Here is an 11,473-nt window from a genome sequence, read left to right as displayed (position 1 = left end):
ATATCTGTGCATGGCAGACGGTGGAGCGGTGAGACGCGTGACGCGCGGGGAAACGGGCGGTGCGACCGGCAACGGGACCGGTTTCTGGACACCCGGTAGCCGGATCCTGTGGCGGTACCGGGAGAACGCCGGGCCCGGCTTCCACATCGCGCGCCCCGTCACCGTCGTCCGGGACGACGAGGAGCTGCTCGCCGTCTGGCTGGCCCCCGGCACCGAGTGCGTCCGGCCCGTGCTCGCCGACGGCTCGTCGGTCGGCGAGGAGCCGCTGGAGTCCCGCTACACCAAGCCCCGGTCCGTCACCCGCGGCCACTGGCACGGCACGGGCGTGCTGAAGCTGGCCCGGCCCGGTCAGCCCTGGTCGGTGTGGCTGTTCTGGGAGCCGGGCTGGCGGTTCAAGAACTGGTACGTCAATCTTGAGCAGCCGCTGGTCCGTTGGGGCGGCGGAGTGGACTCGGAGGACCACTTCCTGGACATCTCCGTGCATCCGGACCGCAGTTGGCGCTGGCTCGACGAGGACGAGTTCGCGCAGGCCCAGCGCGACGGCCTGATGGACGCTCAGACGGCCGATACAGTGAGGGCGGCGGGCCTGGCCGCGGTCTCCGCCGTACGGGCCTGGGAGCCGCCTTTCTCGGACGGCTGGCAGCACTGGCGCCCGGACCCGTCCTGGGCGGTACCGTCACTGCCGGAGGACTGGGACCGTACGCCCGCGCACGTGTCCTCATGAGACCCTTGATGCGCCCCCGGTCCACAACCGTAGGATCGTCCTCCGCAAGGAAGCGCGAGCACAACTCCCGGATCATGCGCCGGGCTTGACCGAACGTCACCGAGGGGCGGCAGGACGTGAGCGAGGGGTACGAGGGCAGCACGGGCGAACGGGGCGCGGGCCGCAGATCGTTCGCCGGTGGCACAGGAACAGCCTCCAGCCACGCCGGAATTCCGTTCCTGGGGCACCTAATCCGGGTATCGGGACTTCGGCGGGACCATCTGCGCGCGCGGCGCGCAGCCCCGGACGGACGGATTCGACTCGCGTGACGGAGCACCCCACCTCCTACGAGCGCCCACAGCCGGGCGCCGACCCCGCTCAGGCCCGCGGGGCGCTCCTGCGTTCCTCGCAGCCACCACCACAGGGACAGACCCAGGCGCAGTCCCCGCCGCTCGGCGCCGCCGCCTTACCGGCGCAGGCCCGCGCGGGCGAGACGCCCTCCGGTCCCGGTACCAGTACGTCCAAGGAGCACTCCGTCAACGGCCCCGAGCACGCCCAGCCCACCAGCGCTGAGCCCGACCCACACCGGCCGCGCCCCACCCCGGAGGGCATCCCCCCGCAGCCCGGCGCCGAGCCGGAGCGGGCGGTGGGCTCCCAGGAGCGCCGCAGCGGACGCGGGGTGCCGCCCGGCCGGCCGATGCCGATGCGGCGGGACGGCGACCGGCTGCGGTTCGTGGGCGCCGCGACCCGGCGGATCGCCCGGGGCATCGATCTCGACGAGATCGTGATGGGGCTGTGCCGGGCGACCGTGCCGACCTTCTCGGACGCGATCCTGGTCTATCTGCGCGACCCGCTGCCGGTCGGCGACGAGCGGCCGGTCGGTCCGGTGGTGCTGCGGCTGCGCCGCACCGACCGGATCCCGGAGGAGCGGGACACCGAGGGCGGCTTCCCGCAGCTGCCGGTGCCGGAGCCGGACCCGGCCGACATCGGCCTGGCCGCGCTCACCGCGGAGCTGTGCGAGGTACGGCCGGGCGGCGCGCTGAACGAGGTGCTGCGGGGCGTACGGCCGGTCTTCGCCGACTCGCCCGCCGCGCGCGCCGCCCTCCCCGAACTCCTCGGCGAGGGCAACGAGGCGCTCGTACCGGGCGCCCAGCACGCGATCCTCGCGCCGCTGCGCGGCCGCCGCCGGGTGATCGGCGCGGCGCTGTTCCTGCGCCGTCCGGAGCGGCTCGCGTTCGAGACGGACGACCTGCTGGTCGCCGCCCAGCTGGCCACGCACAGCGCGCTGGGCATCGACAAGGCGGTGCTGTACGGCCGGGAGGCCTACATCGCCGACGAGCTGCAGCGCACCATGCTGCCGGAGAACCTGCCGAGCGCCACGGGCGTGCGGCTGGCCTCGCGCTATCTGCCGGCCGCGGAGACCGCGCGGGTCGGTGGTGACTGGTACGACGCGATCCCGCTGCCGGGCAGCCGGGTGGCGCTGGTCGTGGGCGATGTGATGGGCCACTCGATGACGTCGGCGGCCATCATGGGGCAGCTGCGGACGACGGCCCAGACGCTCGCCGGGCTCGACCTGCCGCCGCAGGAGGTGCTGCACCACCTCGACGAGCAGGCCCAGCGGCTCGGTTCCGACCGGATGGCGACCTGCCTGTACGCCGTCTACGACCCGGTCTCGCACCGCATCACCATCGCCAACGCCGGGCATCCGCCGCCGGTGCTGCTGCATCTGGGCGGGCGCGCCGAGGTGCTGCGGGTGCCGGCCGGGGCGCCGATCGGGGTCGGCGGGGTCGACTTCGAGGCGGTGGAGCTGGACGCGCCGGCCGGGGCGACGCTGCTGCTGTACACCGACGGTCTGGTGGAGTCCCGGCTGCGGGACGTGTGGACCGGCATAGAGCAGCTGCGGGAGAAGCTGGCCGCGACGGCCCAGCTGACCGGGCCGGATCATCCGCCGCCGCTCGAGGCGCTGTGCGACGAGGTGCTCGACATGCTCGGGCCGGGTGACCGGGACGACGACATCGCGCTGCTCGCGGCCCGGTTCGACGGGATCGCGCCGAGCGACGTCGCGTACTGGTTCCTGGAGCCGGAGGACGCGGCGCCGGGCCGGGCCCGGCGGCTCGCGCGGCGGGCGCTGGCCCGCTGGGGGCTGGAGGAACTCTCCGACTCCGTCGAGCTCCTGGTCAGTGAGGTCGTCACCAACGCGGTGCGGTACGCCTCGCGGCCGGTGACGCTGCGGCTGCTGCGGACCGATGTGCTGCGGTGCGAGGTGGGCGACGACGTGCCCCAGTTGCCGCGGCTGCGGCAGGCACGGGCGACGGACGAGGGCGGCCGGGGCCTGTACCTCGTCAACAGACTGGCCAGACGGTGGGGAGCGACCCGGCTCAGCACCGGGAAGGTCGTCTGGTTCGAGCTGAACAGGTAGCGCCCCAGGCGGGCTTGAGGTCGTCGGGGAACTGCGGACCGGCTGTGGCTGGTCGCGCAGTTCCCCGCGCCCCTGAAGTGGCGCGGGGAACTGCGCGCGCGACCACGACGCTCCGGGCTACTGGCCGTCCGCCGCCGGGTCCAGCGGGTTGTCCGTGATGCCGCCCGTCGGGGTCTCCTCCGGGGTGGAGGGGGCGGTGGTGGTCGGGGCCGCGGACTTGGTCGGGGTCTGGCTCGGGGTCTGCGACGGGGTCTGGGACGGGGTCGCGGACTTGGTCGGGGTCTGGCTGGGGGTCTCGGACGGGGTTTCCGACGGAGTCGAGCTGTACGTCGGGGTCGCCGTCGGCTTGACCGCCGCGCCCAGCGTGGTGTTCAGGTCGAACTTCTGCTTCTTCGTGACGCCGAAGGTGTACGCCGCCCAGATCTGTGCCGGGTAGCCGCCACCGTTGATCCGGCCGGTTCCGGGGATCAGACCCGTGGCGCCGGTCAGCGAGACCTGGTTGTGGGTCTTGGCGTCCTCGCCGAACAGGCCGACCGAGGTGACCAGGTCGGGCGTGTAGCCGGTGAACCAGGCCGACTTGTTGCTGTCGGACGTACCCGTCTTGCCGGCCACCTGCTGGCCCTTGCGCAGCGGGTTCTGGGCCACCGAGACCTTGGCCGTACCGTCGTCGACCACACCGGTGAGCACCGAGGTCACCTGGTCGGCCGTGGTGCGGCTGATGACCTGGCCGCCGATCGGGTTCGGCAGGTCGACCTTCTTGCCGGTCTTCTCGGCCGACGCGAGGATCGACGGGGTCACCTTCGCCCCGTGGTTGTCGAGGGTGGCGTACACCGCGGCCATCTCCAGCGGGCTCGCGCCCATGGAGCCCAGGGTCATCGCGGGCACCGCCTGGAGGTCGGTGGTGTCCAGGCCGAGGTCGTCGGCGGTCTTCAGCACGTTCTTCATGCCGACGTCCACGCCCATCTGCGCGAACACCGAGTTGACGGACTTGTTCATCGCCGTCTGCACGGTGATGTTGCCGTAGTCGGCGTCGTCCTCGTTCGGCGGTGCGAAGGCGATGTCGCTGCCCTTGACCGCGCGGCCGCTGGTGCCGTCGTAGATCGTGTTGGCGTTGATCGCCTTGCCGTCCTGCGTCTCGGCGTTCTGGTCGACCGCGGCGGCGAGGATGATCGGCTTGAAGGTGGAGGCCGGCTGGTAGTCGGCGCGGGTCGCGTTGTTCGTGTAGTGCTTGTAGTAGTCGACACCGCCGTACAGGGCGACGATCTTGCCGGTCTTGGGGTCGACGGAGACGGCGCCGGCCTGGACGTTCTTGTCGACCTTGCGCTTCTTGCCGTCGAGCTTGCTGGTGAGCTGGCTCTTGACGGCCGCCTCCAGCTTGGTCTGCTTCTTCGGGTCGATGTTCAGGGTGATCGTCCAGCCCTGGTCGACGACCAGGGCCTCCGCCTCGGACCTGGTGATGTTCTGGGCCTTCATCAGCTGGTTCTCCAGCTGCGTGTTGGCCAGTTCGACCAGGTAGCCCTTCTGGCCCTCCAGACCGGAGGCGGCCTTCGGGGCCTTGGGGATCGGGAACTGCAGGCCGTCCCGCTTGGACTTGTCGAGCCAGCCCTGGCCGACCATGTTGTCCAGGACGTAGTTCCAGCGCTGCTTCACCAGCTTCTTGCCGATGGGCCCGGCCACCGCCCAGTCGTACTGGCTCGGCGCCTGCAGCAGCGCGGCCAGATAGGCGCCCTGCTGGACGTTGAGGTCCTGGGCGTCGACGCGGTAGTAGGCCTGGGCGGCGGCCTGGATGCCGTAGGCGCCCCGGCCGTAGTAGCTGGTGTTGATGTAGCCGGCGAGGATGTCGTCCTTGGACTTCTCGCGGTCCACCTTCAGCGAGATGACCAGTTCCTTCAGCTTGCGCGTGACGGTCTGGTCCTGGTCGAGGTAGTAGTTCTTGACGTACTGCTGGGTGATCGTCGAACCGCCCTGGGTGCCGCGGCCGCGCACGGTGTTGTAGAGGCCGCGGGCCATGCCCTTCAGGTCGATGCCGTTGTCGTTGTAGAAGGTCTTGTTCTCCGCCGCGACGAAGGTGTGCTGGACCTCCTTCGGGACCTTGGAGAGGTCCACGATCTCGCGGTTGACGGTGCCCTTGCGGGCGAGGACCGAGCCGTCGCTGTACTTGTAGACGTTGCTCTGGGTCTGGGCGAGCGCGTTGCCCTCGGGGACGCCCACCATCACGTACAGCAGGATGAACGCGCCGATGCCGAGCAGACAGCAGGCGAAGAACGCGCCGAGCATCTTCTTCCAGGTGAACAGCCGGCGTATCCGGCCCCGGACCGGCTTGCCGTCCTTGCCGACCTTGGCGCTCTTCCCGTCCTTGCCGGGCTTCTTGGCGGCGGCCCGGCGGCGCTCCGCGCGGGTGCCGCCCTCGGCCTCCGGCGACTCGACCACCGCGGTGGTGGTGCCCGCCGTCGCCGGCGTCTCGGGCTCGGGCTGCTGCGACGGGCGGCCCCGGGGCGGCGCGGCGCGGCGGCCGCCGCGCTGTCGCGCTTTTCTCTCTTCCGCTCGTCCCATGGGTCCGTCTGCTCCGCTTCGTCTCGGCTGTCACACGTGTGTACGGGTGTCACACAAGTACGTGGCTCAGGTCAGTCCAGCAAACTAACACCGCTGTCTATGACAAAGAGCGCACGATCCGTCCTTTTACGGACGTGACAATCAGCACCCCGTCCAACGGAACCGACGAGCAGAGCGGGCGCAGGGTTGCCTCGGGATCCCCGTCAGTGCGGTCCCGCCTCCCTGGACAGCGCCCAGGCATCCGCCACCGGCCCCACATGCCCCAGCTTGTCCGGGTTGAGGACCGAGCGGATGGCCTGGACGCGGCCGTCGGCGATGTCGAGGGCCATGACGCTGACGACCCTGCCCGCGCGGTCGCGGAGGACCGCGCCCGGCCGCCCGTTCACCTCGTGCGGCTCCAGTACGGCGCCCGCCGCGCGGAACCGGCGCAGGATCACCTCCATCACCTCGGCCACCCGGGCCGCGCCGACGAGCGGGGCCTCGCCCCACAGCGGCGCCTTGCCGCCCGCGTCGCCGGTCACCCGGACGTCGGCCGCCAGCAGCGCCCGCAGGCCTTCCACGTCTCCTTCGCGGAACGCGTCGAAGAAGCGTCCGGCGAGCTCCTCGCGCTCCTTGCGGTCGGCCTCGAAGCGGGGGCGGCCGGCCTCCATGTGGCGGCGGGCGCGGACGGCGAGCTGCCGGCAGGCCGCCTCCGTGCGCTCCACGGCCGTGGCGACCTCGGCGAAGGAGAAGCCGAACACCTCGCGCAGGACGAAGACCGCCCGCTCCAGCGGGGAGAGCCGTTCCAGGAGGAGCAGGGCCGCCATCGAGACCGAGTCGGCCAGCTGGGCGGAGCGCTCCGGGTCCTGGTAGGGGTCGGTCAGCAGCGGCTCGGGGAACCACGCGCCGACGTACTCCTCGCGCCGTACCCGGGCCGAGCGCAGGACGTCGATCGAGATCCGGGTGACCACGGCGGAGAGATAGGCCCGGGTCGAGGCGGGCCGTGTCGCGGCGGCCGTCCAGCGCAGCCAGGTGTCCTGGACGGCGTCCTCGGCCTCGCCGACGCTGCCCAGGATGCGGTACGAGATCGCGAACAGCAGCGGACGCAGTTCCTCGAACTCCTCCTCCGGGCTCATGCCAGCTCCTCCTTGAACCCCTGCCGCCAGGACGGGTACCGCGGCTCCCAGCCGAGCTCCCGCCGGGCCTTGGCGTTGGAGAAGCCGCGCCCCTGGGTCATGATCACCACCGCCTGTTCGCCGGCCAGCAGCCGGGCCAGCCAGACCGGCACCCGGTACGGCCGCTTCGCCCCGGCGCACTCGGCGAGATACGGCAGCCAGTCGGCGGCCGCCGCCGGTTCGTCGTCGACGATGTTGAACAGGCCCCGCGCCTTCTGCTCGACGGCCAGCACGGTGGCGTCGGCCGCGTCGTCGAGGTGGATCCAGCTGCTGTGGCCGGTGGCCCGGCCGACCAGGGGGTACTGGCGCCTGCGGACCAGGGTCACCTGGTCGTCGATGGCGTCCGGGCCGTAGAAGGCGCCGTAGCGCAGGGCCGCGCCGCCGGCCCGCAGCACCGCCTCCTCCAGGTGACGCAGGGCCAGCATGCCGCCGTGCGCGGGCGTTCCCTCCATCAGGTCCAGCGGGTCCTCCTCCGTCTTCACCCAGCCGCCCTCGCGGATGCCGTTCCAGCTGGCGTGGCTCTGGGCGACGACATGGGGGACGCCGGTCGCCTCGGCGGCGGCCAGCAGATGGTCGGTGCCCTCGGTGCGCAGCCGGTTGGTGAGGGCGAACCAGCGGTCGGGGTGCTTGATGTCGGGCTTGCCGGCGTGCGCCGCGGAGATCGCGGTCAGCTGGTGCACGATCACGTCCGGGCGGGCCTCGGCCACCGCCGCCCCGACCGACAGCGCGTCCAGGCCGTCCATGACGACCCCGTCCGCGCCCAGTTCCCTCAGCAGCCCCAGCTTGGCCGCGCCGGTCGTCGTGGCCGTCACCCGGTGCCCCCGCGCCACCAACCGGGGCACCAGCCGCCGTCCCAGAACCCCGCTGCCACCTGCCACGAACACCCGCACGGTCATCACCTTCCGGATCCGGGAAACCTACTCACGAAGGAGATGACGAGGCAGGCCCACGCTCCTGTGACATCGCGCGGGTCCCCGCTGTCGCGGAACCGTGACAATCGGGCCCCACCTGCGGGGACACACGCCCGGCCATGAACTGCACACGGCGCGTATACATACCGCGTATACACCGTGTGTAGAGTGCTGGCATGTCCATCGGTCACACCCTTTTGGGGCTCCTGGAGTCCGGCCCGCGCCACGGTTACGACCTGAAGCGGGCCTTCGACGAGAAGTTCGGTCACGACCGGCCGCTCCACTACGGCCAGGTCTACTCGACGATGTCCCGGCTGCTGAAGAACGGGCTCGTGGAAGTCGACGGCATCGAGGCGGGCGGCGGGCCCGAGCGCAAGCGGTACGCCATCACCGACGCCGGCGTCACCGACGTCGAGAAGTGGCTGGCGACTCCGGAGAAGCCGGAGGAGTACCTCCAGTCGACCCTGTACACCAAGGTCGTGCTCGCGCTGCTGACCCATCGGAACGCCGGCGACATCCTCGACAGCCAGCGCTCCGAGCACCTGCGCAGCATGCGGATCCTCACCGACCGCAAGCGCCACGGCGATCTCGCGGACCAGCTCGTCTGCGACCACGCGCTGTTCCACCTGGAGGCGGACCTGCGGTGGCTGGAGCTGACCGCGGCCCGGCTCGACAAGCTCCGCGCGGAGGTGGCCAGGTGAACGCCCCCGCCGGTTCGCTGCTCGCCGCCGAGGGCCTGCGCAAGGCCTACGGCCCCACCGTCGCCCTGGACGGCGCCGGGTTCTCCATACATCCCGGCGAGGTCGTCGCCGTGATGGGCCCGTCCGGGTCCGGGAAGTCGACCCTGCTGCACTGCCTCGCCGGGATCGTGCCGCCCGACGCCGGGTCGATCATGTACGGCGGGCGGGAGATGGCGACCATGAACGACGCCGAGCGCAGCGCGCTCAGACGCTCCGAGTTCGGGTTCGTCTTCCAGTTCGGGCAGCTGGTGCCGGAACTGACCTGCGTGGAGAACGTGGCGCTGCCGCTGCGGCTGAACGGCACCTCCCGCAAGGAGGCCGAGAAGACCGCGCTGGGCTGGATGCAGCGGCTGGAGGTCGACGACCTCGCGAAGAAGCGGCCCGGCGAGGTCTCCGGCGGCCAGGGGCAACGCGTCGCGGTGGCACGGTCGTTGGTGACCTCGCCGCGGGTGCTGTTCGCGGACGAGCCGACCGGCGCGCTGGACTCCCTCAACGGCGAGCGCGTGATGGAGCTGCTGACCGACGCCGCCCGCTCCACCAACGCGGCCGTCGTGCTCGTCACGCACGAGGCACGGGTGGCCGCCTACTCCGACCGCGAGATCGTCGTACGGGACGGGAAGTCCCGGGACATGGAGCGGACCGTATGAGCGGGGGGCGGCGCTGGGCCGGGGACCTGGCCATGGGGGCGCGGTTCGCCTTCACGGGCGGGCGCGAGGGCTGGATCCGGGCGGTGCTGACCGCGGTCGGAGTGGGCCTCGGGGTGGCGCTGCTGCTGCTGACCGCGGCGGTGCCCGACATCCTGGACGCCCGGCACGCGAAGGACGACGTGCGGCGGGACTTCTCGATCACCCCGGCGAAGATCCCGGCGGCGGACGACACGATCGTCGTCGCCCATGTGAACACCTCGTGGTACGGCGCGGACATCCGGGCCCGGCTGGTCGCCCCGGACGGGCCGCACGCGCCGGTGCCGGTGGGCATCGACCGGGTCCCGGCGGTCGGCGAGATGTACGTCTCCCCCGCCCTGGACAAGCTGTTGAAGGCGCCCGGCAACGGGCTGCTGCGCGAACGGCTGCCCGCGAAGGTGGTCGGTACGATCGGGGAGCGGGGGCTGATCGGACCGACCGAACTCGCCTACTACATGGGCGCGAAGGGGCTGGACCGGCAGATCGGGCACAACCCTGAGGTGGGCCGCATCAAGCAGTTCGGGAACGACGCCCCCGGCCAGTCGTCCGAAGGGCTCGACCCGATTCTGCTGCTGCTCGTGCTGCTGGTCTTCGTGGTGCTGCTGGCCCCGGTCGGCATCTTCATCGCCACCGCCGTACGGTTCGGCGGTGAGCGGCGCGACCAGCGGCTCGCGGCACTGCGGCTGGTGGGCTGCGACGGCCGGATGGTCCGCCGGATCGCCGCCGGGGAGGCACTGGCGGGCTCCGTGCTCGGCCTGGTGCTCGGCACCGGGTTCTTCCTGGTGGGCAGTCAGGCGGCGGCCACGATCGAGCTGTTCGACGTCAGCGTCTACCCGGACTACCTCAACCCGACGCCCGTCCTGGCCGTCCTGGTCGCCCTCGCGGTGCCCACGGCCGCGGTCCTGGTCACCCTGTTCGCGCTGCGCCGGGTCGTCATCGAACCGCTCGGCGTGGTCCGCACGGCACGGCCCACCCGGCGCCGGCTGTGGTGGCGGCTGCTGCTGCCGGTCGGCGGCCTCGCGATGCTCGTCCCGATGATCGGACAGGGCGGCGACAACGGGGACTTCAACCAGTACCTGGTCATCGGTGGTGTCCTGGCCCTGCTGGTCGGCATCACCGCGCTGCTGCCCTGGGTGGTGGAGCGCACCGTGGCCCGGCTCGGCGACGGCGCCGTCTCCTGGCAGCTGGCCGTGCGCAGGCTCCAGTTGAGCAGCGGTACGGCCGCCCGGATGGTCAACGGTGTCGCGGTCGCGGTGGCCGGCGCGATCGCCCTCCAGATGCTGTTCGCCGGCGTCCAGTCCGACTACACCAAGGACACCGGGCAGGACCCGAACCGCGCCCAGATGCAGGTGGACCTGCCGGTCGGCGTCCAGGTGGCCGCCGCGGGGGCCCGACTCGAGCGGGCCAAGGGGGTGAAGTCGGTGGCGGCGCTGTCCCAGACCGAGTACGGCGACAAGCGCCTCGACCCGGACAACACCATCCAGGTCGTCGTCGGTGACTGCGCGGCTCTGCGCGAGGTGGCGACCCTGCCCTCCTGCCGCGAGGGGGACGCCTTCCTGTCCGCCGACTGGTCCGGCGAACCGGCGGCGCGCAAGCTGCTCACCCCGGGCCGCGCGGGGGTGGTCGACCCGTCCTACACCGACGACACCCCCGGCGCCGAGGCCGCCTGGACCGTGCCGGCGAAGCTCCCGAAGGTCGCCACCCGCAAGGACTCGCTGAACACCGGCCTCAGCGGGATCCTGGTCACCCCGTCCGCACTGCCCGCGAAGGCACTGCCGAACCTGCGCGGCAGCGTGTACCTGCGACTGGATCCGGCCGTGCCGGACGCGGAGGAGCAGGTGCGCACCGTCGCCATGGGCATCGCCCCGCTCGCCTACGCCTGGACGTGGACGGCGACCACCCAGGACGAGAAGTACGGCGCCATCCGCACCGGCCTGTTCGTCGGCGCCGCCGCCGTCCTGGCCCTCATCGGGGCGAGCCTGCTGGTCTCCCAGCTGGAGCAGTTGCGGGAGCGCAAGCGGCTGCTGTCGGCGCTGATCGCCTTCGGCACCCGGCGCCGTACCCTCACGCTGTCCGTGCTGTGGCAGGCGGCGATCCCGATCGCGCTGGGCCTGCTGCTCGCGACGGCGGTCGGGCTCACGCTCGGCGGGGTGCTGATGAAGATGACGGCGGTGCCGCTGCGGGTGGACTGGGCGAGCGTGCTGGCGATGACCGGCATCGGCGCGGCGATCGTGCTCGCCGTGACCCTGCTCAGCCTGCCGGCGCTGCTGCGCCTGATGCGCCCGGACGGCCTGCGCACCGAGTAGCACC

Annotated in this window: 8 protein-coding genes; 5 read left to right on the top strand and 3 right to left on the bottom strand. The window is 72.0% G+C overall.

Going from position 1 to position 11,473, the window contains the following annotated elements:
* Positions 1–10 precede the first annotated feature (10 nt).
* Together ACIPSJ_RS12245 and ACIPSJ_RS12240 are read left to right on the top strand one after the other, a co-directional pair.
* On the top strand, positions 11–724 hold the full coding sequence (locus ACIPSJ_RS12245; RefSeq protein ID WP_355726084.1) for a DUF402 domain-containing protein: 714 nt from the start codon (positions 11–13) through the stop codon (positions 722–724).
* A 304-nt stretch (positions 725–1,028) separates the two neighbouring features.
* Positions 1,029–3,122, top strand: a complete 2,094-nt coding sequence (locus tag ACIPSJ_RS12240; RefSeq protein WP_359222902.1) for a SpoIIE family protein phosphatase — start codon at positions 1,029–1,031, stop codon at positions 3,120–3,122.
* Between the two features lie 117 nt (positions 3,123–3,239).
* Here the strand turns inward: ACIPSJ_RS12240 and ACIPSJ_RS12235 are convergent, their stop codons facing one another.
* From ACIPSJ_RS12235 to ACIPSJ_RS12225, 3 genes are all read right to left on the bottom strand, one after another.
* Positions 3,240–5,675, bottom strand: coding sequence for a transglycosylase domain-containing protein (locus ACIPSJ_RS12235; RefSeq protein WP_401345376.1), 2,436 nt, complete (start codon positions 5,673–5,675; stop codon positions 3,240–3,242).
* 203 nt (positions 5,676–5,878) lie between these two features.
* Positions 5,879–6,790, bottom strand: a complete 912-nt coding sequence (locus tag ACIPSJ_RS12230) for an RNA polymerase sigma-70 factor (protein WP_359227295.1) — start codon at positions 6,788–6,790, stop codon at positions 5,879–5,881.
* Entirely contained in the window at positions 6,787–7,725 is a 939-nt protein-coding gene (locus tag ACIPSJ_RS12225) for an NAD(P)-dependent oxidoreductase (RefSeq protein WP_359227293.1), read from the bottom strand. Before ACIPSJ_RS12225 ends, ACIPSJ_RS12230 begins: the two co-directional genes overlap by 4 nt.
* A 191-nt stretch (positions 7,726–7,916) precedes the next feature.
* Between ACIPSJ_RS12225 and ACIPSJ_RS12220 the strand changes: the two genes are divergently transcribed.
* From ACIPSJ_RS12220 to ACIPSJ_RS12210, 3 genes are read left to right on the top strand one after another with little or no spacing between them, the layout of a single operon-like run.
* Complete coding sequence (locus ACIPSJ_RS12220; protein ID WP_359227291.1) at positions 7,917–8,441, top strand: PadR family transcriptional regulator; 525 nt, start codon at positions 7,917–7,919, stop codon at positions 8,439–8,441.
* Complete coding sequence (locus ACIPSJ_RS12215; RefSeq protein ID WP_359227289.1) at positions 8,438–9,127, top strand: ABC transporter ATP-binding protein; 690 nt, start codon at positions 8,438–8,440, stop codon at positions 9,125–9,127. Before ACIPSJ_RS12220 ends, ACIPSJ_RS12215 begins: the two co-directional genes overlap by 4 nt.
* Positions 9,124–11,469, top strand: a complete 2,346-nt coding sequence (locus tag ACIPSJ_RS12210; protein WP_401345373.1) for an FtsX-like permease family protein — start codon at positions 9,124–9,126, stop codon at positions 11,467–11,469. Before ACIPSJ_RS12215 ends, ACIPSJ_RS12210 begins: the two co-directional genes overlap by 4 nt.
* The last annotated feature ends 4 nt before the right edge of the window (positions 11,470–11,473 follow it).

Source organism: Streptomyces sp. NPDC090088 (genome assembly GCF_044747345.1).
GTDB lineage: Bacteria > Actinomycetota > Actinomycetes > Streptomycetales > Streptomycetaceae > Streptomyces.
This window is presented reverse-complemented; position numbering and strand designations above follow the sequence as displayed.

What these genes read in the sequence shown, in the direction of transcription:
- ACIPSJ_RS12230 (WP_359227295.1), bottom strand. Translation starts at nt 6,790, where the DNA reads ATGAGCCCGGAGGAGGAGTTCGAGGAACTGCGTCCGCTGCTGTTCGCG.
- ACIPSJ_RS12245 (WP_355726084.1), top strand. Translation starts at nt 11, where the DNA reads ATGGCAGACGGTGGAGCGGTGAGACGCGTGACGCGCGGGGAAACGGGC.
- ACIPSJ_RS12220 (WP_359227291.1), top strand. Translation starts at nt 7,917, where the DNA reads ATGTCCATCGGTCACACCCTTTTGGGGCTCCTGGAGTCCGGCCCGCGC.
- ACIPSJ_RS12225 (WP_359227293.1), bottom strand. Translation starts at nt 7,725, where the DNA reads ATGACCGTGCGGGTGTTCGTGGCAGGTGGCAGCGGGGTTCTGGGACGG.
- ACIPSJ_RS12235 (WP_401345376.1), bottom strand. Translation starts at nt 5,675, where the DNA reads ATGGGACGAGCGGAAGAGAGAAAAGCGCGACAGCGCGGCGGCCGCCGC.
- ACIPSJ_RS12210 (WP_401345373.1), top strand. Translation starts at nt 9,124, where the DNA reads ATGAGCGGGGGGCGGCGCTGGGCCGGGGACCTGGCCATGGGGGCGCGG.